We start from the raw sequence: 22895 nt of genomic DNA, 5'->3' as shown, positions 1-22895 counted from the left end.
GGGCGCCGGAAGGCAGGGGTTATTTCGTGAAGAGAGAGTCCCACGAGGCGTCAAGGGGCGACGAGCGGGGGTCCGGCGCAGCCGGTCAGGCGGGGTCGATCTCCCGCAGCAGGCCCGAGTGCACGTCGAAGACGAAGCCGCGCACATCGTCGGTGTGCAGCAGGAAGGGCGAGGTGCGCACGCGCTGCATCGACTGCCGTACGTCCTGTTCGACGTCCCGGAAGGCCTCGACCGCCCAGGCGGGGCGCTGGCCGACCTCCATCTCCAGCTCGTGCCGGAAGTCCTCGGTGAGGGACTCCAGGCCGCAGCCGGTGTGGTGGATGAGGACCACACTGCGGGTGCCGAGCGCCCGCTGACTGATCGTGAGCGAGCGGATCACGTCGTCGGTGACGACGCCGCCCGCGTTGCGGATGGTGTGGCAGTCGCCCAGCTCCAGGCCGAGCGCGGCGTGCAGGTCGAGCCGGGCGTCCATGCAGGCCACCACGGCGACGTGGAGGACGGGACGAGCGTCCATCCCCGGGTCGGTGAAGGCGGCGGCGTACTGCTCGTTCGCCTCGACGAGGCGGTCCGTGACGGTGCCATCACTGGCTATGGCGTCTTCGGGCTCGGTGGGAACGGATGCAGAGGTCGTCATAGCTATGACGGTACTGGTCACGTGGGGTCCGGTCCTGTTGTGAGATCGGAAAAACAACGTCATCGTGTCCTCTTGTGAGGTAACCCACACGGGTGGCGGAAGTGCACCCTTCCGAGTGATTCTTTCCGATTTACCGCTTCGCACGCGTCCGGCCTCGCGACGCGCATGCCGGTTGATTGACCGCGAGACACCGTGGACTAAAGTGACGCGAAGCGGGAGGCGAGGCTCTCCCTGCTGGTGTTATCCCCCGGAGACCCGGCGATTTTCCGGCGTCTCCTCGCGTGCGCGGCGCGTACGTACGGCTCGGCCTCCTCCCGCTCCCGGTCGGCTGACGCCACTCACCCGGCGCCAGCAGGCCTCCCCTTCTCGAGCGGGCGGGGACCCGGCGGTGCGTACGCCGCGCCGGACCTGAGAGGGCCCCTTGAGCCAGAGTCGACACGTCCCGGTGATGCTCCAGCGGTGCCTGGACATGTTGGCCCCGGCCCTCACCGAGCCGGGAGCCGTCGTCGTGGACTGCACCCTGGGACTCGGCGGTCACAGTGAGGCGATGCTCACCCGGTTCCCCGGGGCCCGGCTCGTGGCCCTCGACCGCGACAAGGAGGCGCTGCGCCTCTCCGGGGAGCGGCTCGCCCCCTTCGGCGACCGTGCCACCCTCGTGCACGCGGTCTACGACGAACTCCCCGACGTGCTCGACCGCCTGGGCATCCCGCGCGTCCAGGGCGTGCTGTTCGACCTCGGCGTCTCCTCCATGCAACTCGACGAGGCGGACCGCGGGTTCGCGTACGCGCAGGACGCCCCGCTCGACATGCGCATGGACCAGACGACCGGCATCAGCGCGGCCGAGGTGCTCAACACCTATCCGGCCGGCGAACTGGTGCGGATCCTGCGCGCGTACGGCGAGGAGAAGCAGGCCAAGCGGATCGTGTCCGCGATCGTGCGCGAACGCGAGAAGGAGCCCTTCAGCAACAGCGCGCGGCTCGTCGAGCTGATCCGTGACTCGTTGCCCCAGGCGGCCAAGCGCACCGGCGGCAACCCCGCCAAGCGCACCTTCCAGGCGTTGCGCATCGAGGTCAACGGCGAACTCAGCGTCCTGGAGAGGGCGATTCCGGCGGCCGTGAAGGCTCTCGCCGTCGGTGGCCGCATCGCCGTGCTGTCGTACCACTCGCTGGAGGACCGGCTGGTCAAGCACGTGTTCGCGGCCGGCGCCGCCACCACCGCGCCGCCCGGCCTGCCGGTCGTCCCCGAGCGCTACCAGCCCCGGCTCAAGCTGCTCACCCGCGGTGCCGAACTTCCCACGGAGGAAGAGGTCGCCGAGAACCGACGAGCGGCTCCCGCCCGGCTGCGGGGGGCGCAGCGCATCCGCGAGGACGCCGAGTGAGGCGCGGGGGGAGGGAGGGCGCGTGAGTCGGAAACCCGAACTCGCGAGGTGCTGTGGGTTGGATATCCAAACCCGCAGAATGCTGTTGGTTGGGGATCCGAACTCGCGATGGCTCAGTGAGTCCGGAAGTCAAACTCGCGAGGCAAGCGTGCGGTCCGGAGGACATACCCGCGAGGCGACCCTCCGGCCCGGAGGCCACACCCCCGAGGCAATCGTGCGGTCCGGAGGCCACACCCGCGAGGCGACCGTGCAGTCGGGACACCAGACCCGCAGGGAGGGCGCGTGAGCAGGAAACCGGAGCTCAGGGGGCGGGCCGCCCGGCTCGCACGGCTGCTGCCGGTCGGTGCCGGACAGGCCGCCCGCACCCCCTTCGTCCTGTTGGTCGTGCTTCTGCTCGGCGGCGGTCTCATCGGGCTACTCGTGCTGAACTCCGCGCTCAGCGAGGGGGCGTTCCGCCTCGACGACCTGCAGAAGGACACCAAGAGCCTCACCGACGAGGAGCAGGCCCTGCAGCGGGACGTGGACGCCTACTCCGCCCCCGACGCCCTCCAGCGCCGCGCCCGCGAACTGGGCATGGTCCCCGGCGGCGACCCGGCCTTCCTCAACCCCGACGGCACCGTCAAGGGCGTCCCGGGCCCCGCCCAGCAGTCCTCCGCATCCATCCCGATGGTCCTCGCGCCCGAGGCCCTCACCCCGGCCCCGTACCCGACCCCGAGTCCCGCCCCGACGCCTGCCACGCAGCCGTCCGCGGCTGCCCCCTCCATCCAGGCCCCCGCCCCGTCCGCACAGCCCTCCACGATCCCCGGCAGGTGACGGAAGTGTCCGACAGGGAACCGCCGCGCCGCCGCGTGCCCGGCCCCGCCAGGCCCGTACGCCCCGGAGGCCAGCGCCGCCCGGGCCCCGGTGCCCGCCCCGCACGCCGCCCGAGCGCACCCCGGCCGAGCGGCCCGCGCGTCATCCGGCTCGGCAGCCCCCGCCCGCGCCTGCGCATGGTCAGCCTCGCGCTGACCCTGGTGATGGTCGCCTTCGTCGTACGGCTGCTCCAGGTACAGGCCGTGGACGCGAGCACGTATGCCGCGAAGGCGGAACAGAACCGGTACGTCGGACGCACCCTGGCCGCCGAGCGCGGCGGGATCACCGACCGCAACGGCGTGGAGCTGGCGACGAGCGTGGACGCGTACGACATCACGGCCGATCCGACGATGTTCACGCAGACGGCGACGAAGGTGACCGACGCGCCCGAGCAGGCCGCGGCGCTGCTCGCCCCGATTCTCGGCCAGAGCATGGACGCCGTCGCCAAGAAGCTGAAGGCGAAGAACACCCGCTACACCCTGCTCGCGCACCGCCAGACCCCCGAGGTCTGGAAGCAGATCAAGGACCTGAAGACCACGCTCGGGGCCAAGGCGGAGACGGACAAGAGCACGGTCAACGTCCTCGCGGGCGTCCTCGCGGTCCCGGCCAGCAAGCGTGTGTACCCGAACGGTGATCTCGCCGCCGGGATACTGGGCTGGGTCAACGCCGACGGCAAGGGCGGCGGCGGCATCGAGCAGCAGCTGAACAAGGAGCTCGCCGGCAAGGACGGCAAGATCCGCTACGCCCAGTCCGGCGGCCGTCAGGTGCCCACCGTGGGCTCCACCGAGACGCCTGCCGTGGCCGGCTCCGACGTCGAGCTGACCATCGACCGGGACATCCAGTGGGCCGCGCAGAACGCCATCACCGAGCAGGTGAAGAAGTCCCATGCGGACCGCGGGTACGTGATAGTGCAGGACACCCGGACCGGCCAGGTCCTCGCCATGGCCAACTCGCCCGGCTTCGATCCGAACGACCTCTCCCAGGCCAACTCGGCGGCCATGGGCAACGCGGCCCTCCAGGACGCCTACGAGCCGGGCTCCACCGCCAAGCTCATGTCGATGGCCGCCGTCCTCCAGGAGAACGTCGCCACGCCCGACACGCATGTGGTCGTGCCCAACCGGCTGCACCGCGGCGACCGGCTCTTCCAGGACGACGTCGACCACCCGACCTGGTACCTGACGCTGAATGGCGTGCTCGCCAAGTCCAGCAACATCGGCACCATCCTGGCGACCGGACAGCTCGGCAAGACGCAGAAGGAGGCCAACCGGGTCCTCTACTCGTATCTGCGCAAGTTCGGCATCGGCAGTCACACCGGGCTCGGCTTCCCCGGTGAGACCGCGGGCATCCTCGCGCCCCCCGACACCTGGTCGACCTCGCAGCAGTACACGATTCCTTTCGGCCAGGGCGTGTCGATCAACGCCATGCAGGCGGCCTCCGTCTACTCGACGATCGCCAACGGCGGCGTACGCATCGAGCCGACGCTGGTGCGCGGCACCAAGGGGCCCGACGGCCGCTTCACCCCCGCCGCCCAGCCCAAGAAGACAAGGGTCGTGAGCGAGAAGGCGGCGAAGGCCCTCGCCCAGATGCTGGAGTCCGTCGTGGACGACGAGCAGGGCACCGGCATCAAGGCGCGCATCCCCGGCTACCGAGTCGCGGGCAAGACGGGTACGGCCAACCGCGTGGATCCGGCCACCGGCAAGTACCACGGCTACACCTCGTCATTCGCCGGATTCGCCCCCGCGGACAACCCGAGAATCACCGTCTACTGCGCCATTCAGAACGCCACCAAGGGCAGCTACTTCGGCGGCCAGACCTGCGGACCCATCTACAAGCAGGTCATGGAGTTCGCCCTGAAGACCCTCCAGGTCCCGCCCACCGGGGCGAAGGCCGCGAACCTGCCCGTCAGCTTCCAGCCGTGATCCACTGCGACCGCACGCCCTGATCAGCCCCCACGCACAACGGACCAGGAACAGCTCGTGACAACGATCACCCCGGCCTCCGGGAACCAGCCCCCGTCAAACCCCTCGCTTCGCTCCGGCGGGGGTGCGCCCGGTACGCTCACCGCCGTGCCACACGCTGATCAGTCCCAAACCACCCAGAAGGGCGTTCCTGTGACATATCCGGGGCCGCCACGACCGGTTCACGTCTCCGCCGCACCCCTCGCGGAACTGGCCGATCAGCTGGGTGCCGCCGCCCCGGCGTCGACCGCGGAGGTCACGGGCATCACCCATGACTCGCGGGCCGTGCGCCCCGGCGATCTGTACGCCGCGCTGCCCGGCGCCCGCCTGCACGGCGCCGACTTCGTGACCCAGGCGGCCGGCCTCGGTGCCGTTGCCGTGCTGACCGACCCGACCGGCGCCGAGCGCGCCGCCGCCACGGGCCTCCCGGTCCTGGTCGTCGACGATCCGCGCGGGCGGATGGGCGAGCTCGCGGCCACGATCTACGGCCACCCCGGGCGCGACCTGCTCCAGATCGGGATCACCGGCACCTCCGGCAAGACCACGACGGCGTATCTCGTCGAGGGCGGCCTGAAGACGGTCCGCTCCACCGGTCTGATCGGCACTGTCGAGATGCGCATCGGCGAGGAGCGGATCAAGTCGGAGCGCACCACCCCCGAAGCCACCGACCTCCAGGCCCTGTTCGCGGTCATGCGCGAGCGCGGGGTCGAGGCGGTCGCGATGGAGGTCTCCAGCCACGCGCTGGTCCTCGGCCGCGTGGACGGCTGCGTCTTCGACATCGCCGTCTTCAACAACCTCAGCCCGGAACACATGGAGTTCCACTCCGACATGGAGGACTATTTCCGGGCCAAGGCGCAGCTGTTCACACCGAAGCGCAGCAAACTCGGCGTCATCAACCTCGACGACGAGTACGGCCGCAGGCTCGCCAAGGAGGCCACCGTCCCGGTCGTCACCTTCTCCGCCGAGGGGCACCCCGACGCCGACTGGCGCGCCCAGGACGTCGAAGTCGGCCCTATGGACTCGACGTTCACCGCGATCGGCCCCAAGGGCGAGCGGATCACCGCCAGGTCGCCGCTCGCGGGCCCCTTCAACGTGGCGAACACCCTTGCCGCGATCGTCGCCCTCGCCGTCGCAGGGCTCGACCCGCAGACCGCCGCCGACGGCATCGCGGCCGTGCCGGGCGTCCCGGGCCGCCTGGAGCGCGTGGACGCGGGCCAGCCCTACCTGGCCGTCGTCGACTACGCCCACAAGACGGACGCCGTCGAATCGGTCCTGCGCGCCCTGCGCAAGGTGACGAGCGGTCGTCTGCACGTGGTGCTCGGTTGCGGCGGCGACCGAGACAAGACCAAGCGGATGCCGATGGGCGCGGCCGTGGCCCGGCTCGCCGACACCGCCGTACTGACCTCCGACAACCCTCGCTCCGAGGACCCCCTCGCGATCCTCGCGACGATGCTCGCGGGCGCCGCCGAGGTGCCGTCGCACGAGCGCGGTGAGGTCCAGGTCTTCGAGGACCGGGCCGCGGCCATCGCCGCCGCCGTCGCGCGCGCACAGCCGGGTGACACCGTGCTGGTCGCGGGAAAGGGCCACGAACAGGGCCAGGACATCGCCGGGGTGGTGCGTCCCTTCGACGACCGCCAGGTGCTTCGCGAAGCTATCCAGAAGACCCAGGGATGAACTTGTGATCGCCCTCTCTCTCGCCGAGATCGCAGCAGTCGTCGGCGGGCAGACGTACGACATACCGGATCCGGCGGTACAGGTCACCGGACCGGTCGTCAGAGACTCCCGTGAGGTGGAGTCCGGCAGCCTCTTCGTCGCCTTCGTCGGCGAGCGCGTGGACGGCCACGACTTCGCCCAGGCGGTCGTGGACGCCGGTGCGGTCGCCGTACTGGCGTCCCGACCCGTCGGCGTGCCCGCCATCGTCGTCGCGGACGTACAGGCGGCTCTCGGCGCTCTCGCCCGGCATGTCGTCGAACGGCTCGGCGCGACCCTCGTGGCCCTCACCGGTTCCGCGGGCAAGACCAGCACCAAGGACCTGATCGCCCAGGTCCTGAGGAGCAAGGCGCCGACGGTCTTCACGCCCGGCTCGCTCAACAACGAGATCGGGCTGCCGCTCACCGCGCTCAGCGCCACCGAGGAGACCAGGTTCCTCGTGCTGGAGATGGGGGCGCGCGGTATCGGCCACATCCGTTACCTCGCGGACCTCACCCCGCCGAAGATCGGTCTCGTCCTCAATGTCGGCACCGCCCACATCGGCGAGTTCGGCGGCCGCGAGCAAATCGCGCAAGCAAAGGGCGAGTTGGTCGAAGGGCTCCCCGAGGACGGCGCCGCGGTCCTCAACGCCGACGATCCCCTCGTACGCGCGATGGCGTCCCGTACGAAGGCCCGCGTGATTCTCTTCGGAGAGTCCGACGAAGCGGACGTACGCGCCGAGAACGTCCGTCTCACGGAGACTGGACAGCCTTCCTTCAGCCTTCGCACACCCTCCGGGTGCAGTGACGTGACCATGCGCCTGTACGGTGAGCACCACGTGTCGAACGCGCTCGCCGCGGCCGCCGTCGCCCATGAGCTGGGCATGTCCGCAGACGAGATCGCCCTCGCGCTCTCCGAGGCGGGCTCCCTCTCCCGCTGGCGGATGGAGGTCACCGAGCGCCCGGACGGCGTGACGGTCGTCAACGACGCCTACAACGCGAACCCCGAGTCCATGCGAGCCGCCCTGCGCGCGCTCGCGGCGATGGGCAAGGGGCGGCGGACCTGGGCGGTGCTCGGTCAGATGGCCGAGCTCGGGGACGAGGCGCTCGCCGAGCACGACGCGGTCGGGCGGCTCGCCGTCCGGCTCAACGTCAGCAAGCTCGTCGCGGTCGGGGGCAGGGAAGCGTCCTGGCTCCAACTGGGCGCATATAACGAGGGTTCGTGGGGTGAGGAGTCGGTGCACGTGTCCGACGCACAGGCGGCTGTCGACCTGTTGCGCAGTGAACTGCGCCCAGGGGACGTCGTACTCGTGAAGGCGTCCAGGTCGGTCGGGCTCGAACGGGTGGCGCAAGCGCTGCTCGACAGCGGCGTTGAGGGTGAGGTTGCCGCCCGATGATGAAGCAGATCCTGTTCGCAGGAGTCATTGGCCTCTTCCTGACCCTGGTCGGCACCCCGCTGCTGATCAAGCTGCTGGCCCGGAAGGGCTACGGCCAGTACATCCGCGACGACGGCCCGCGCGAGCACCACGCCAAGCGCGGTACACCGACCATGGGTGGTATCGCCTTCATCCTGGCGACGCTCATCGCGTACTTCCTCAGCAAGGTGATCACCGGCAAGCCGCCGACGTTCTCCGGACTGCTGGTGCTCGGCCTGATGGCGGGTATGGGCCTGGTCGGCTTCCTCGACGACTACATCAAGATCGTCAAGCGCCGGTCGCTGGGTCTGCGGGCCAAGGCGAAGATGGCCGGCCAGCTGACCGTCGGTATCGCCTTCGCGGTGCTCTCGCTGCAGTTCGCGGACAACCGCGGCAACACCCCGGCCTCCACGAAGCTCTCCTTCGTCCAGGACTTCGGCTGGTCCATCGGCCCGGTGCTGTTCGTGGTCTGGGCGCTGTTCATGATCCTCGCCATGTCGAACGGCGTGAACCTCACGGACGGTCTGGACGGTCTCGCCACCGGCGCCTCCGTGATGGTCTTCGGCGCGTACACGTTCATCGGCGTCTGGCAGTTCCAGGAGTCCTGCGCCAACGCGACGACCCTGACCAACCCGGCCGCGTGCTACGAAGTACGTGATCCACTCGACCTCGCGGTCGTCGCCTCCGCGCTGATGGGCGCCTGCTTCGGCTTCCTGTGGTGGAACACCTCGCCCGCCAAGATCTTCATGGGCGACACCGGGTCGCTGGCTCTCGGCGGCGCGCTCGCGGGTCTGGCGATCTGCTCCCGCACGGAGTTCCTGATCGCGCTGCTCGGCGGTCTCTTCGTCCTGATCACCATGTCGGTCGTCATCCAGGTCGGCTCCTTCCGCCTGACCGGCAAGCGCGTCTTCCGCATGGCTCCGCTCCAGCACCACTTCGAACTCAAGGGGTGGTCCGAAGTCCTTGTGGTGGTCCGGTTCTGGATCATTCAGGGCATGTGCGTCATCGTGGGTCTGGGCCTCTTCTACGCAGGATGGGCAGCCAAGAAGTGACCGACTGGCAGGGCAAGAACGTCACCGTCGCCGGGCTCGGCGTCTCCGGCATCCCGGCGGCCAAGGTCCTGCACGGCCTCGGCGCGGTCGTCACGGTCGTCAACGACGGCGACGACGAGCGCGCCCGGGCCCAGGCCGCGGAGCTGGAGGCGCTCGGCATCACCGTGCGCCTCGGTGACGGCGCGACCCTGCCCGAGGGCACCGAGCTCATCGTCACCGCGCCGGGCTGGAAGCCGGACAAGCCGCTGTTCGCCGCGGCCGCCGAGGCGGGCGTCCCCGTCTGGGGCGACGTCGAGCTCGCCTGGCGGCTGCGCGGCCCCGACGCCGCGCCCTGGCTCGCGGTCACCGGCACCAATGGCAAGACCACGACCGTCCAGATGCTCGCCTCGATCCTGAAGGCGGCCGGACTGCGTACGGCTGCGGTCGGCAACATCGGCGTCTCGCTGCTTGACGCGGTCCTCGGCGAGGAGCAGTACGACGTCCTCGCCGTCGAGCTCTCCAGCTATCAGCTGCACTGGGCGCCCTCGCTGCGCGCCCACTCCGCCGCCGTACTGAATCTGGCGCCCGATCACCTCGACTGGCACGGCTCCATGGAGGCGTACGCCGCCGACAAGGGCCGTATCTACGAGGGCAATCGGGTCGCCTGCGTGTACAACGCGGCCGACAAGGCCACCGAGGACCTGGTGCGCGAGGCGGACGTCGAGGAGGGCTGCCGGGCGATCGGCTTCACGCTCGCCGCGCCGGGGCCGTCCCAACTCGGCGTCGTGGAAGGCATCCTGGTCGACCGCGCCTTCGTCGAGAACCGGCAGAAGAACGCCCAGGAGCTGGCGGAGGTGTCGGACGTCAATCCGCCCGCCCCGCACAACATCGCCAACGCCCTTGCGGCGGCGGCCCTGGCGCGCGCCTTCGGGGTGCCCGCCCAGGCCGTACGCGACGGGCTGAGGGCCTTCGAGCCGGACGCCCACCGCATCGCGCACGTCGCCGACGTGGACGGGGTCGCGTACGTCGACGACTCCAAGGCCACCAACACCCATGCCGCGGAAGCCTCTTTGGCGGCGTACGAGTCGATCGTGTGGATCGCGGGCGGGCTCGCCAAGGGCGCGACCTTCGACGAGCTGGTCGCCAAGTCGGCACAGCGGCTTCGGGGCGTCGTCCTGATCGGTGCGGACCGTGCCCTCATCCGGGAAGCGCTCGCGCGACACGCGCCGGAAGTACCCGTCGTCGACCTTGAGCGGACCGACACTGGGGCGATGCTCGCGGCGGTTCAGGAGGCGCGGGGGCTCGCTCACACCGGTGACACGGTGCTGTTGGCCCCGGCTTGCGCCTCGATGGACATGTTTGCCAATTACAACAAGCGCGGGGACGCGTTCGCGGAGGCGGTCCGCGAACTCGGCGCCGCGAACGCCTGACGGCGGGTCGGAGCTGGTCCGGGGCGCCCGGGACCCTTGGGAGGGACGCGTGACGCCATCGTGGTCGGCGCTTCGTAGGCGGCTTTCGGCCGGTGGTACGGCGCTGTGCCGGCCCGTCCCTCCTCCAGTGCCTGAACGGCCCGGGGGAACCCCCGGCGGGACGGCCTCCCTCAGCGTGGCAGGTGCCGCCGATGCCCAGTAGTCGTACAGGCCGACCTCCCGTGCAGCGGGCCACCGGGCGGTCCCCCGTCGCCCGGACGTCGCGCGACAACCCCGTAGGCCGTCTCTACACCCGCGCCCGCAAGGCCTGGGACCGGCCGCTGACCGCGTACTACCTGATCCTCGGTGGCAGTCTGCTGATCACCGTGCTCGGCCTGGTGATGGTGTACTCGGCGTCGCAGATCACGGCGCTGCAGCTGTCGCTGCCCGGGTCGTACTTCTTCCGCAAGCAGTTCCTGGCGGCCGCGATCGGCGGGGTGCTGCTGCTCGTCGCCTCGCGGATGCCGGTGAAGCTGCACCGGGCGCTGGCGTATCCGATGCTGGCCGGGTCGGTCTTCCTGATGATCCTGGTGCAGGTGCCCGGGATAGGACTCGCGATCAACGGCAATCAGAACTGGATCTCCCTCGGCGGCTCCTTCCAGATCCAGCCCAGCGAGTTCGGCAAGCTCGCCCTCGTGCTGTGGGGCGCCGACCTGATCGCCCGCAAGGAGGACAAGCGGCTGCTCACGCAGTGGAAGCACATGCTGGTGCCGCTCGTCCCGGTGGCGTTCATGCTGCTCGGGCTGATCATGCTCGGCGGCGACATGGGGACGGCGATCATCCTCACCGCGATCCTGTTCGGCCTGCTGTGGCTGGCCGGTGCGCCGACCCGGCTGTTCGTGGGCGTGCTGGCCGTCGCCGGCACGCTCGGCGTGATCCTCATCAAGACGAGCCCGAACCGCATGGCCCGGTTCTCCTGCATCGGTGCCACCGAACCCGGCACCGGAGTCACCTCGTGCTGGCAGGCCGTGCACGGGATCTACGCGCTCGCCTCCGGCGGGCTCTTCGGTTCCGGACTCGGTGCGAGCGTGGAAAAATGGGGCCAACTGCCCGAAGCCCACACCGACTTCATCTTCGCCGTCACCGGTGAGGAACTGGGCCTCGCGGGGACGCTGTCGGTGCTCGCCCTCTTCGCGGCTCTAGGCTATGCGGGTATCCGCGTGGCCGGACGCACGGAGGACCCCTTCGTGAGGTATGCCGCGGGAGGCGTGACCACCTGGATCACGGCCCAGGCCGTGATCAACATCGGTGCGGTGCTCGGTCTGCTGCCGATCGCCGGAGTCCCGCTCCCGCTGTTCTCCTACGGGGGTTCCGCCCTGCTGCCGACCATGTTCGCCATCGGGCTGCTGATCGCCTTCGCACGCGACGAGCCCGCTGCGCGGGCGGCGCTTGCGATGCGGCAACCCCGCTTTGGTAGAAAGCGGGCTGCGGTGAGAGGCTCCGTGGGGGCCGCGGGGCCTCGGAGATGGAACACGATGCGACGGCGCGCCGCGGCGCGTTCGTCCGGAGAGCGGTGAATTTCGGTGCATGTCGTACTCGCCGGCGGGGGGACCGCCGGCCACATCGAGCCCGCGCTCGCCCTCGCGGACGCCCTGCGCAGGCAGGACCCGACCGTGGGGATCACGGCCCTGGGCACGGAACGCGGACTTGAGACCCGACTCGTACCCGAGCGCGGCTACGAACTCGCGCTGATCCCCGCCGTCCCGCTGCCGCGCAAGCCCACGCCCGAGCTGATCACCGTCCCCGGACGGCTGCGCGGCACGATCAAGGCGGCCGAGCAGATCCTGGAGCGCACCAAGGCGGACGCGGTCGTCGGCTTCGGCGGCTATGTCGCCCTGCCCGCCTACCTCGCGGCCAAGCGCCTCGGCGTGCCGATCGTGATCCACGAGGCCAATGCCCGCCCAGGCCTCGCCAACAAGATCGGTTCGCGGTACGCCGCCCGGGTCGCCGTCTCCACGCCGGACAGCAAACTGCGCGACGCCCGCTACATCGGCATCCCGCTGCGCCGCTCCATCGCCACCCTCGACCGGGCCGCCGTACGCCCCGAGGCGCGCGCCGCGTTCGGCCTCGACCCCGCGCTGCCGACCCTGCTGGTGTCCGGCGGCTCGCAGGGTGCCCGCCGCCTCAACGAGGTGGTCGAGCAGGCGGCTCCGTACCTCCAGCAGGCGGGCATCCAGATCCTGCACGCGGTCGGCCCGAAGAACGAACTGCCGCAGGTGCACCAGATGCCGGGGATGCCCCCGTACATCCCGGTACCGTACGTGGACCGGATGGACCTCGCGTACGCCGCGGCCGACATGATGCTCTGCCGTGCGGGCGCGATGACCGTCGCCGAACTCTCCGCCGTCGGGCTGCCCGCCGCCTACGTCCCGCTGCCCATCGGCAACGGCGAACAGCGGCTGAACGCCCAGCCGGTGGTCAAGGCCGGCGGCGGCCTCCTTGTCGACGACGCGGAACTGACGCCCCAGTGGGTGCAGCAGAACGTGCTGCCCGTGCTCGCCGACCCGCACCGGTTGTACGAGATGTCCCGTGCCGCCAGTGAGTTCGGCCGCCGGGACGCCGACGACCTGCTCGTCGGCATGGTGTACGAGGCGATCGCCTCTCGCCGTCACTAGCACCGCATGAGGGAAGGCAGGGAGCGTGGCCGGACCGAACACCGCCGAGCGCGGCGAACGGCAGAAGCTGGAGTCCGGCCCGCCCCGGCCGCCCCGTCTCGGGCGGTTGCGTCGCCCTCGTATGCTCATCATCCTTTTGATCGCAATGGTGTTGGCCGGCGCCGCTTCGGTCTGGGTCCTGTACGGCTCGCGGTGGCTGCGCGTGGAGCGCGTATCGGCTTCCGGGATGCGGGTGCTGACGGCCGAGCAGGTGCGAGAAGCGGCCGATGTTCCGGTCGGATCCCCACTGATTTCCGTCGACACCGACGCCATTGAGGAACGACTGCGCCGGAAATTGCCCCGAATTGACTCGGTTGATGTCGTCCGTTCCTGGCCGCATGGAATCGGTCTGAAAGTGACCGAACGCACTCCGGTCCTGATTGTCGGAAAAGGCGCAAAGTTCATCGAAGTGGACGCCAAAGGCGTGCGATTCGCCACGGTTTCCGACGCTCCGAAGGGCGTGCCCGCACTGGAATTGACGGTGTCCCGGTCGGCGGAGCTGCGCCGCTTCGGCACCGACCGACTGGTGCGTGAGGCGGTGCGGGTCGCCGGTGACATTCCGGCCGCCGTCGCCCGTGACACTCGTACCCTCAAGGTCCGTTCCTACGACTCCATCTCGCTGGAGTTGGAGGGCGGCCGCACTGTCGAGTGGGGCAGTGGCGAGAAGGGCCGAACGAAGGCCAGGACGCTCACCGCTCTCATGAAAGCCGCGCCCAGCGCCAGGCACTTCGACGTGAGTGCTCCCACCGCCCCTGCGTCATCGGGGAGTTGACGCACATCCGCGCAGGCCAGCACCCTGGTTGGGCAGCGCTACGCCTGATCACATAGGGTGAAAAGAAAAACGGGAGGTTCGGCGTGTTCGTTGAACGTGCGCCACTTGTCGACTTAGTGTCCTGTTCGGAAGAGTCCAAGGAACAGACACACTGGTAACCCTAAACTTCAGCGTTAGGGTTCGGGTCGGCGTTCGGACCGTCCCATTCGGCATCAGTCGTCGGATCGCGAGCGTGCGAGGCGACGACACGTAACTCGAGGCGAGAGGCCTTCGACGTGGCAGCACCGCAGAACTACCTCGCAGTCATCAAAGTCATCGGTGTCGGCGGCGGTGGTGTCAATGCCATCAACCGGATGATCGAGGTCGGTCTCAAGGGCGTCGAGTTCATCGCCATCAACACCGACGCGCAGGCGCTGTTGATGAGCGACGCCGACGTCAAGCTCGACGTCGGCCGCGAACTGACCCGCGGACTCGGCGCCGGAGCCAACCCGGCCGTGGGCCGCAAGGCCGCCGAGGACCACCGCGAGGAGATCGAGGAGGTCCTCAAGGGGGCCGACATGGTCTTCGTGACAGCCGGTGAAGGCGGCGGCACCGGTACCGGCGGCGCACCCGTCGTGGCCAACATCGCCCGCTCGCTCGGCGCCCTCACCATCGGTGTGGTCACCCGCCCGTTCACCTTCGAGGGACGGCGCCGGGCCAACCAGGCCGAGGACGGCATCGCCGAACTCCGCGAAGAGGTCGACACCCTCATCGTCATCCCGAACGACCGGCTGCTGTCCATCTCGGACCGCCAGGTCTCGGTCCTCGACGCCTTCAAGTCGGCGGACCAGGTCCTGCTCTCCGGTGTTCAGGGCATCACCGACCTCATCACCACGCCCGGTCTGATCAACCTCGACTTCGCCGACGTCAAGTCCGTGATGTCCGAGGCGGGTTCGGCGCTCATGGGCATCGGCTCGGCCCGCGGCGACGACCGCGCGGTGGCCGCGGCCGAGATGGCGATCTCCTCGCCGCTCCTCGAAGCCTCCATCGACGGCGCCCGCGGCGTCCTGCTCTCCATCTCCGGCGGCTCCGACCTCGGCCTGTTCGAGATCAACGAAGCCGCCCAGCTGGTCAGCGAGGCCGCACACCCCGAGGCCAACATCATCTTCGGCGCGGTCATCGACGACGCCCTGGGCGACGAGGTGCGGGTCACCGTCATCGCCGCCGGCTTCGACGGCGGCCAGCCGCCGGCCAAGCGGGACAACGTCCTTGGGGCGTCGTCCGCCAAGCGCGACGAGCCCACGCCGGTACGGTCCTCCGACAGCCGCCCGTCCTTCGGCTCGCTCGGCAGCGTCACGCCGAAGGAGGCGCCGGAGCCGACCCCGGAGCCGGTCAACGAGATCCAGGTCTCCCCGCCGGTCCCGCCGTCCCGCGCCTACTCGGACAGCGCGGCCGAAGAGCTGGACGTGCCGGACTTCCTGAAGTGATAGGACAGCGCTCCGAAACGAGCACAGTGAGCGGCGCGCACTTCGCCTTCACCGACCGGTGGGGCGGGGTGAGCGCCGTTCCGTACGAGGAGCTCAACCTCGGCGGAGCGGTCGGCGACGACCCCGACGCCGTACGGACCAATCGAGAACTGGCCGCCAAGGCACTCGGTCTTGACCCGGCCCGGGTGGTCTGGATGAACCAGGTGCACGGGCCGGAGGTGGCGGTGGTCGACGGGCCGTGGCGCTCGGCGGAGATTCCGTCGGTCGACGCGATCGTCACCGCGCGGCGGGGGCTCGCCCTCGCCGTTCTCACCGCCGATTGCACACCGGTGCTGCTGGCCGATCCGGTCGCCGGAGTCGTGGCCGCCGCACACGCGGGGCGGCCCGGCATGGTCGCCGGGGTCGTCCCCGCCGCCGTACGGGCCATGGCGGAACTCGGCGCCGAGCCCGCCCGGATCGTCGCCCGCACCGGCCCCGCCGTCTGCGGGCGGTGCTACGAAGTGCCGGAGCAGATGCGCGCCGACGTCGCCGCCGTCGAACCCGCGGCGTACGCCGAGACCAGTTGGGGCACGCCCGCGGTCGACGTGACCGCCGGAGTGCACGCACAGTTGGAACGGCTCGGGGTGCGCGACCGGGAGCAGTCGCCGGTGTGCACGCTCGAATCGGGGGACCACTTCTCGTACCGTCGCGACCGCACCACCGGGCGGCTCGCCGGTTATGTCTGGCTGGACTGATGGGGCATGACAGACCGTAAGGCTCAACTCGCCGGAAATCTGGCGAAAGTGGAAGAGCGCATCACGGCGGCGTGCATCGCCGCCGGACGCAAGCGCGAAGAGGTGACCCTGATCGTGGTCACCAAGACCTACCCCGCGAGCGATGTGCGGATCCTGTCGGAACTCGGTGTGCGCCATGTCGCCGAGAACCGGGACCAGGACGCGGCGCCCAAGGCCGCGGAGTGTTCGGATCTGCCCCTCTCGTGGCATTTTGTCGGCCAGTTGCAGACCAACAAGGTGCGTTCCGTGGTCGGTTACGCGGATCTCGTGCAGTCCGTCGATCGTTCCAAGCTCGTCACGGCTCTGTCGAAGGAGGCGGTGCGGGCGGAGCGCGAAGTCGGCTGTCTCATTCAGGTCGCGCTGGACGCGGAGGAGAGTGGCCGGGGTGAGCGAGGAGGCGTAGGAGTCGGCGGAATCGAAGAGTTGGGCGACCTCGTCGCTCGGGCTCCGGGGCTCCGGCTCGACGGGCTGATGACCGTCGCGCCGCTCACCGGACCGTACGCGGGGCGCCAACAGGCGGCGTTCGAGCGGCTGATGGATTTGTCGACTGCCCTGCGCCGCGCCCATCCGGCTGCGAACATGGTCTCGGCAGGTATGAGTACGGACCTCGAACAGGCCGTGGCAGCCGGAGCGACACATGTACGCGTCGGTACTGCGGTACTCGGAGTCCGACCCAGGCTCGGGTAACGTCGCCAAGAAGTCGGACCACAGCAGAAAATATGGTCATTACCGCCACAGGCGGGCATAACGACCTCGTGGATCGCGGGCACTTGGCAAGTCGTCAGCCGATCCACCACAGAGCGGAGGACTCAGAGCATGGCCGGCGCGATGCGCAAGATGGCGGTCTACCTCGGCCTCGTGGAGGACGATGGGTACGACGGCAGGGGATTCGACCCCGACGACGACTTCGAGCCCGAGCTTGACCCGGAGCCCGAGCGGGACCGTCGGCGGCATGAGCCGCCGCACCAGTCACATCAGGCACACCAGTCCCAAAGGGACGAATCGGTACGAGTGGTGCAGCCTCCGGCGCCACGCGATCCGGTGCCGCATTCGGCTTCGCTCGCCGCGGAATCCGGGCGTCCGGCGCGAATCGCCCCCGTGGCATCCATCACACAAGAACGTCAAAGCCTGGAGAAGAATGCCCCGGTGATCATGCCCAAGGTCGTGTCCGAGCGAGAGCCGTACCGGATCACCACGCTGCACCCCCGGACCTACAACGAGGCCCGTACCATCGGGGAACACTTCCGTGAGGGCACCCCGGTGATCATGAATCTGACTGAGATGGATGACACAGATGCGAAGCGACTTGTCGACTTTGCGGCCGGTTTGGTGTTTGGTCTCCACGGCAGCATCGAGCGGGTGACGCAGAAGGTGTTCCTGTTGTCGCCTGCTAACGTCGATGTCACGGCGGAGGACAAGGCCCGCATCGCAGAGGGCGGGTTCTTCAACCAGAGCTGAGACGCAGGACCGGAATGACGCACGAAAACAGGGGAGAGGGAAGCACGGATCATGAGCGTGGTCGGGCAGGTTCTCTACATCGCGCTGATGTGTTTCCTCATCGTGCTGATCTTCCGGTTGGTCATGGACTACGTCTTCCAGTTCGCCCGCTCATGGCAACCCGGCAAGGCGATGGTGGTCGTTCTCGAGGCCACCTACACTGTCACCGATCCACCGCTCAAGCTTCTGCGGCGGTTCATTCCGCCGCTGCGTCTCGGGGGCGTGGCGCTCGACCTGTCCTTCTTCGTACTGATGATCATCGTCTACATCCTGATCTCCGTCGTGAGCCGGCTGTGAACGATACGGTCTTGCCGAATGCCGACGACTACGTTGAGGTGAAGAGATGCCGTTGACCCCCGAGGACGTGCGGAACAAGCAGTTCACGACCGTCCGCCTCCGAGAAGGCTATGACGAGGACGAGGTCGATGCCTTCCTCGACGAGGTCGAAGCCGAACTGACCCGACTGCTCCGCGAGAACGAGGACCTGCGCGCCAAGCTGGCCGCTGCCACGCGCGCGGCCGCGCAGAACCAGCAGCAGGGCATGCGCAAGCCGCCCGAGCAGCAGGACCAGCAGCAGGGCCCGCCGCAGGGCATGCGAGGTCCGGGCGCTCCCGTGCCCGCCGGCATATCGGGCCCGCCGCAGCAGCAGATGGGTGGCCCCATGGGTGGTCCGCCCCAGCTGCCGAGCGGTGCGCCGCAGCTGCCCGCGGGCCCCAGCGGGCAGGGCGGTCCGCAGGGTCAGGGCCCGATGGGCCAGGGCCCGATGGGCCAGGGGCCGATGGGCCAGGGTCACGGCCAGATGCAGCCGCAGATGCAGCAGCAGATGGGTGGCCCGATGGGCGGTCCCATGGGTGGCCCCATGGGCGGTCACGGCCCGCAGATGCCGCAGCAGGGCCCCGGTGGCGACAGCGCCGCGCGTGTCCTCTCGCTGGCTCAGCAGACCGCCGACCAGGCGATCGCCGAGGCCCGTTCCGAGGCCAACAAGATCGTCGGCGAGGCCCGCAGCCGCGCCGAGGGTCTGGAGCGCGACGCCCGTGCCAAGGCCGACGCCCTGGAGCGGGACGCGCAGGAGAAGCACCGCGTCGCGATGGGCTCCCTGGAGTCCGCTCGCGCCACGCTGGAGCGCAAGGTCGAGGACCTGCGCGGCTTCGAGCGCGAGTACCGCACGCGGCTGAAGTCCTACCTGGAGTCGCAGCTGCGCCAGCTGGAGACGCAGGCGGACGACTCGCTCGCTCCGCCGCGCGCCCCGGCCACGGCCTCCCTGCCGTCGCCCTCCGCGCCCTCGATGGCCCCGGCCGGCGCCAGCGCGCCGTCGTACGGCGGCAACCAGGGCATGGGTGGCGGCCCGGCACAGGCCGCGCCTTCCTACGGTGGGCAGCAGCAGATGTCTCCGGCCATGACCCAGCCGATGGCTCCGGTGCGGCCTCAGGGGCCGTCGCCGATGCAGCAGGCGCCCTCGCCGATGCGTGGGTTCCTCATCGACGAGGACGACAACTGACGGCCATTAGTACGCCTTAGGCGTCGGCAGCGTTCAGGGCGGGGCCCCCGGATTCCGGGGGCCCCGCCCTTTTGTGCGGTCGCTGGGGCATCTGTACGTGGTACGCAACGCCGAAGGCCCGGGGCCGCCAGATTTCTTGCGGCCCCGGGCCTTGTGGTGTGCCGGTGGGGGGCTGACGCGGGGTTCTCTCGCCCCCGCCGCCCCTGCCCATCCCGTACCTGGGGCTCCGCCCCAGACCCCGTTCGCGCAGTTCCCCGCGCCCCTGAAAAGGGGCGCGGGGAACTGCGCAATCTTTTAAGCGGGGGTCTGGGGGCGGCAGCCCCCAGGGGACGGGAATGGGCAGGGGCGGCGGGGGCGAGAGAACCCCGCGCCGCCCCCCGGGTGCTACGCCTTGTGGAGGCGGAACGTCAGGGACAGGGAGTCGTCCGTGAACGGGGCGCCGTAGGCGTCGTCGGCCTCGCCCTGGGCGAAGTCCGTGGCGAGGACTTCGTCGGCGATGAGGCCGGAGTGTTCGGACAGGGCCGCGATGACCGCCGGGTCCGTGGAGGTCCAGCGGAGCGCGATGCGGTCGGCCACGTCGAGGCCGCTGTTCTTGCGGGCCTCCTGGATCAGCCGGATCGCGTCACGGGCGAGGCCCGCCTGGCGCAGCTCCTCCGTGATCTCCAGATCCAGCGCGACCGTCGCACCCGAGTCGGACGCCACCGACCAGCCCTCGCGCGGGGTCTCCGTGATGATCACCTCGTCCGGGGCCAGCGTCACCGTCTCACCGTCGACCTCCACCGACGCCGTGCCCTCGCGCAGGGCCAGCGACAGCGCCGCCGCGTCCGTCTCGGCGATGGCCTTCGCGACCGCCTGGACGCCCTTGCCGAAGCGCTTGCCGAGCGCGCGGAAGTTCGCCTTGGCGGTGGTGTCGACCAATGAGCCGCCGACCTCGGAGAGTGAGGCGAGGGAGCTCACGTTCAGCTCTTCCGTGATCTGCGCGTGCAGCTCGCGGTCGAGCGTCTCGAAGCCCACCGCTCCGACCAGCGCGCGGGACAGCGGCTGGCGCGTCTTCACGCCCGACTCCGCGCGCGTGGCACGGCCGAGCTCCACGAGACGGCGTACCAGCACCATCTGCCTCGACAGCTCCGGGTCGATGGCGGACAGGTCCGCCTCCGGCCAGGAGGAGAGGTGCACGGACTCCGTGGCGCCCGGCGTGACCGGGACGACCAGGTCCTGCCAGACCCGCTCCGTGATGAACGGGGTCAGCGGGGCCATCAAGCGCGTGACCGTCTCCACGACCTCGTGCAGCGTGCGCAGCGCGGCCTTGTCGCCCTGCCAGAAGCGACGACGCGAGCGGCGCACGTACCAGTTGGACAGGTCGTCGACGAACGCCGAGAGGAGCTTTCCGGCGCGCTGGGTGTCGTACGACTCCAGGGCCAGCGTCACCTGGTCGGTGAGCGCGTGGAGTTCGGAGAGCAGCCAGCGGTCGAGGACCGGGCGGTCCGCCGGCGCCGGGTCGGCCTCGCTGGGCGCCCAGTTGGAGGTGCGGGCGTAGAGGGCTTGGAAGGCGACCGTGTTCCAGTAGGTGAGGAGGGTCTTCCTCACCACCTCCTGGATCGTGCCGTGGCCCACGCGGCGCGCCGCCCACGGGGAGCCGCCCGCCGCCATGAACCAGCGGACCGCGTCCGCGCCGTGCTGGTCCATCAGCGGGATCGGCTGCAAAGTGTTGCCCAGGTGCTTGGACATCTTGCGGCCGTCCTCGGCGAGGATGTGGCCGAGGCAGACCACGTTCTCGTACGACGACTTGTCGAAGACCAGCGTGCCGACGGCCATGAGGGTGTAGAACCAGCCTCGCGTCTGGTCGATGGCCTCGCTGATGAACTGCGCCGGATAGCGGCTCTCGAAGAGCTCCTTGTTCTTGTACGGGTAGCCCCACTGCGCGAACGGCATCGAACCCGAGTCGTACCAGGCGTCGATGACCTCCGGCACACGCGTGGCCGTCTGCCCGCAGCCGTCCTGGGGGCACGCGAACGTGACCTCGTCGATGAACGGACGGTGCGGGTCCAGATTCGACTGGTCGGTGCCCGTCAGCTCGGACAGCTCGGCGCGGGAGCCGACGCAGGTGAGGTGGCCCTCCTCGCAGCGCCACAGCGGGAGCGGAGTACCCCAGTAGCGGCTGCGGGACAGCGCCCAGTCGATGTTGTTGTTCAGCCAGTCGCCGAAGCGGCCGTGCTTGACCGACTCCGGGAACCAGTTGGTCTTCTCGTTCTCCTCGAGAAGGCGGTCCTTGACGGCCGTGGTGCGGATGTACCAGGACGGCTGCGCGTAGTAGAGGAGCGCCGTGTGGCAGCGCCAGCAGTGCGGGTAGCTGTGCTCGTACGGGACGTGCTTGAGGAGCAGCCCGCGGGCCTGGAGGTCCTCGGTGAGCTTTTCGTCCGCCTTCTTGAAGAAGATGCCGCCCACGAGCGGGACGTCCTCCTCGAAGGTGCCGTTCGGGCGGACGGGGTTCACGACGGGCAGCCCGTACGCGCGGCAGACCTTGAGGTCGTCCTCACCGAAGGCGGGGGACTGGTGGACCAGACCCGTACCGTCCTCGGTCGTCACGTACTCCGCGTTCACCACGTAGTGGGCCGGCTCGGGGAACTCCACGAGCTCGAACGGACGTTGATACGTCCAGCGCTCCATCTCGGCGCCGGTGAAGGTCTCGCCGGTGGTCTCCCAGCCCTCGCCGAGAGCCTTCTCGACGAGCGGCGCGGCGACGACCAGCTTCTCCTCACCGTTCGTCGCGACCACGTAGGTGACCTCGGGGTGCGCGGCGACGGCGGTGTTGGAGACCAGCGTCCAGGGGGTGGTCGTCCACACCAGGAGCGCGGCCTGACCGGCGAGCGGACCGGAGGTGAGCGGGAAACGGACGTACACGGAGGGGTCGACGATCGTCTCGTAGCCCTGCGCCAGCTCGTGGTCCGACAGGCCCGTCTCGTCGCGTGGGCACCACGGGGCGACGCGGTAGTCCTGGACCAGCAGGCCCTTGTTGAAGATCTCCTTCAGCGACCACCAGACGGACTCCACGTACTCGGGGTCCATCGTGCGGTAAGCGTCGTCCAGATCGACCCAGTAGCCCATGCGGTTGGTGAGCTCGGTGAAGGCGTCGGTGTGGCGGGTCACGGACTCGCGGCACTTGGCGTTGAACTCGGCGATGCCGTACGCCTCGATGTCCTGCTTGCCGGTGAAGCCGAGCTCCTTCTCCACGGTGAGCTCGACCGGGAGGCCGTGGCAGTCCCAGCCGGCCTTGCGGGCCACGTGGTAGCCGCGCATGGTGCGGAAGCGCGGGAAGACGTCCTTGAAGACGCGGGCCTCGATGTGGTGGGCGCCCGGCATGCCGTTGGCGGTGGGCGGGCCCTCGTAGAACACCCACTCGGGGCGGCCCTCGGACTGCTCAAGGCTCTTGGCAAAGATCTTCTGCTCGCGCCAGAAGTCGAGCACGGCGTGCTCGAGGGCGGGCAGGTCGACCTGGGCGGGCACCTGGCGGTACTGCGGCGATTTCATCGGCGAGCTTCCTCCGGCGGACTTTCTGCCTTCCGTCCGGAGGGACGAGAGCCTGTGCTGCTACCTCGTAGCTGCTGCGGACGCCGTGTGCGGCGCGCTCCCGCGGTACCACCCTCCTTGGCTCCCCGGTGCCCGTGTGCACCGGTGAACCCCCTCATTGGGGTCGCGATGCCGGGTCTACTGGCCCCTGCGGGGTGTTCTGCCGGCGGCTCCGGGGTGATCTTCGCGTCGCGCTCGCCCCCGGGCTTCCACCGTCCCCGGGTCGCTCTTGGCTGCGTACGC

At 69.7% G+C, this 22895-nt stretch carries 18 protein-coding genes; 16 read left to right on the top strand and 2 right to left on the bottom strand.

Going from position 1 to position 22895, the window contains the following annotated elements; genetic code table 11:
• Positions 1 to 85 precede the first annotated feature (85 nt).
• A complete protein-coding gene (locus AB5J53_RS14155; protein ID WP_369245991.1) occupies positions 86 to 634 on the bottom strand; it encodes a beta-class carbonic anhydrase in 549 nt (182 codons plus the stop codon).
• 421 nt (positions 635 to 1055) lie between these two features.
• On the opposite strand from AB5J53_RS14155, the gene rsmH reads away from it, so the two are divergent.
• The 16 genes from rsmH (at position 1056) to AB5J53_RS14075 (ending at position 19085) form a co-directional block, all read left to right on the top strand.
• The gene (gene rsmH / locus AB5J53_RS14150; protein ID WP_369245990.1) at positions 1056 to 2012 is read left to right on the top strand and encodes a 16S rRNA (cytosine(1402)-N(4))-methyltransferase RsmH; all 957 of its coding nucleotides are present in this window, start codon (positions 1056 to 1058) and stop codon (positions 2010 to 2012) included.
• A gap of 282 nt (positions 2013 to 2294) precedes the next feature.
• Positions 2295 to 2825 carry a hypothetical protein gene (locus tag AB5J53_RS14145; protein ID WP_369245989.1) on the top strand — a complete coding sequence of 177 codons (531 nt, stop codon included), beginning with the start codon at positions 2295 to 2297 and terminating at the stop codon, positions 2823 to 2825.
• A 5-nt stretch (positions 2826 to 2830) separates the two neighbouring features.
• Complete coding sequence (locus AB5J53_RS14140) at positions 2831 to 4783, top strand: peptidoglycan D,D-transpeptidase FtsI family protein (RefSeq protein ID WP_369245988.1); 1953 nt, start codon at positions 2831 to 2833, stop codon at positions 4781 to 4783.
• A 192-nt stretch (positions 4784 to 4975) separates the two neighbouring features.
• Positions 4976 to 6496 (top strand): UDP-N-acetylmuramoyl-L-alanyl-D-glutamate--2,6-diaminopimelate ligase, encoded by a 1521-nt coding sequence (locus tag AB5J53_RS14135; RefSeq protein ID WP_369245987.1) that lies wholly within the window; start codon positions 4976 to 4978, stop codon positions 6494 to 6496.
• A gap of 4 nt (positions 6497 to 6500) precedes the next feature.
• The gene (murF, locus tag AB5J53_RS14130; protein ID WP_369245986.1) at positions 6501 to 7907 is read left to right on the top strand and encodes a UDP-N-acetylmuramoyl-tripeptide--D-alanyl-D-alanine ligase; all 1407 of its coding nucleotides are present in this window, start codon (positions 6501 to 6503) and stop codon (positions 7905 to 7907) included.
• A complete protein-coding gene (gene mraY, locus AB5J53_RS14125) occupies positions 7904 to 8977 on the top strand; it encodes a phospho-N-acetylmuramoyl-pentapeptide-transferase (protein ID WP_369245985.1) in 1074 nt (357 codons plus the stop codon). The genes murF and mraY overlap by 4 nt, the downstream gene beginning before the upstream one ends.
• On the top strand, positions 8959 to 10386 hold the full coding sequence (murD, locus tag AB5J53_RS14120) for a UDP-N-acetylmuramoyl-L-alanine--D-glutamate ligase (RefSeq protein WP_369245984.1): 1428 nt from the start codon (positions 8959 to 8961) through the stop codon (positions 10384 to 10386). Before mraY ends, murD begins: the two co-directional genes overlap by 19 nt.
• 191 nt (positions 10387 to 10577) lie before the next feature.
• Positions 10578 to 11942, top strand: a complete 1365-nt coding sequence (ftsW, locus tag AB5J53_RS14115) for a putative lipid II flippase FtsW (RefSeq protein WP_369245983.1) — start codon at positions 10578 to 10580, stop codon at positions 11940 to 11942.
• Between the two features lie 6 nt (positions 11943 to 11948).
• Positions 11949 to 13040, top strand: coding sequence for an undecaprenyldiphospho-muramoylpentapeptide beta-N-acetylglucosaminyltransferase (murG, locus tag AB5J53_RS14110; RefSeq protein WP_369245982.1), 1092 nt, complete (start codon positions 11949 to 11951; stop codon positions 13038 to 13040).
• Positions 13041 to 13065: 25 nt separating this feature from the next.
• Positions 13066 to 13851 (top strand): cell division protein FtsQ/DivIB, encoded by a 786-nt coding sequence (locus tag AB5J53_RS14105; protein ID WP_369245981.1) that lies wholly within the window; start codon positions 13066 to 13068, stop codon positions 13849 to 13851.
• A gap of 275 nt (positions 13852 to 14126) precedes the next feature.
• Positions 14127 to 15317, top strand: a complete 1191-nt coding sequence (gene ftsZ / locus AB5J53_RS14100; RefSeq protein WP_369245980.1) for a cell division protein FtsZ — start codon at positions 14127 to 14129, stop codon at positions 15315 to 15317.
• Positions 15314 to 16051 (top strand): peptidoglycan editing factor PgeF, encoded by a 738-nt coding sequence (pgeF, locus tag AB5J53_RS14095; RefSeq protein WP_369245979.1) that lies wholly within the window; start codon positions 15314 to 15316, stop codon positions 16049 to 16051. The genes ftsZ and pgeF overlap by 4 nt, the downstream gene beginning before the upstream one ends.
• 6 nt (positions 16052 to 16057) lie before the next feature.
• The gene (locus tag AB5J53_RS14090) at positions 16058 to 16777 is read left to right on the top strand and encodes a YggS family pyridoxal phosphate-dependent enzyme (RefSeq protein WP_369245978.1); all 720 of its coding nucleotides are present in this window, start codon (positions 16058 to 16060) and stop codon (positions 16775 to 16777) included.
• Between the two features lie 129 nt (positions 16778 to 16906).
• A complete protein-coding gene (gene sepF, locus AB5J53_RS14085; protein WP_369245977.1) occupies positions 16907 to 17548 on the top strand; it encodes a cell division protein SepF in 642 nt (213 codons plus the stop codon).
• 51 nt (positions 17549 to 17599) lie between these two features.
• A complete protein-coding gene (locus tag AB5J53_RS14080) occupies positions 17600 to 17884 on the top strand; it encodes a YggT family protein (protein ID WP_028803186.1) in 285 nt (94 codons plus the stop codon).
• Between the two features lie 46 nt (positions 17885 to 17930).
• Entirely contained in the window at positions 17931 to 19085 is a 1155-nt protein-coding gene (locus AB5J53_RS14075) for a DivIVA domain-containing protein (protein ID WP_369245976.1), read from the top strand.
• Between the two features lie 384 nt (positions 19086 to 19469).
• Here AB5J53_RS14075 and ileS read toward each other — a convergent pair whose 3' ends face one another.
• Positions 19470 to 22613 carry an isoleucine--tRNA ligase gene (gene ileS / locus AB5J53_RS14070; RefSeq protein ID WP_369245975.1) on the bottom strand — a complete coding sequence of 1048 codons (3144 nt, stop codon included), beginning with the start codon at positions 22611 to 22613 and terminating at the stop codon, positions 19470 to 19472.
• Positions 22614 to 22895: the final 282 nt, after the last annotated feature.

Origin of the sequence: Streptomyces sp. R41, from assembly GCF_041053055.1 — a bacterium.
Lineage (GTDB): Bacteria > Actinomycetota > Actinomycetes > Streptomycetales > Streptomycetaceae > Streptomyces.
This window is presented reverse-complemented; position numbering and strand designations above follow the sequence as displayed.

Coding starts and splice junctions, on each gene's coding strand:
- AB5J53_RS14090 (WP_369245978.1), top strand. CDS start 16,058: ATGACAGACCGTAAGGCTCAACTCGCCGGAAATCTGGCGAAAGTGGAA.
- ftsW (WP_369245983.1), top strand. CDS start 10,578: ATGCCCAGTAGTCGTACAGGCCGACCTCCCGTGCAGCGGGCCACCGGG.
- murD (WP_369245984.1), top strand. CDS start 8,959: ATGGGCAGCCAAGAAGTGACCGACTGGCAGGGCAAGAACGTCACCGTC.
- AB5J53_RS14075 (WP_369245976.1), top strand. CDS start 17,931: ATGCCGTTGACCCCCGAGGACGTGCGGAACAAGCAGTTCACGACCGTC.
- ileS (WP_369245975.1), bottom strand. CDS start 22,613: ATGAAATCGCCGCAGTACCGCCAGGTGCCCGCCCAGGTCGACCTGCCC.
- mraY (WP_369245985.1), top strand. CDS start 7,904: ATGATGAAGCAGATCCTGTTCGCAGGAGTCATTGGCCTCTTCCTGACC.
- sepF (WP_369245977.1), top strand. CDS start 16,907: ATGGCCGGCGCGATGCGCAAGATGGCGGTCTACCTCGGCCTCGTGGAG.
- AB5J53_RS14080 (WP_028803186.1), top strand. CDS start 17,600: ATGAGCGTGGTCGGGCAGGTTCTCTACATCGCGCTGATGTGTTTCCTC.
- AB5J53_RS14155 (WP_369245991.1), bottom strand. CDS start 634: ATGACGACCTCTGCATCCGTTCCCACCGAGCCCGAAGACGCCATAGCC.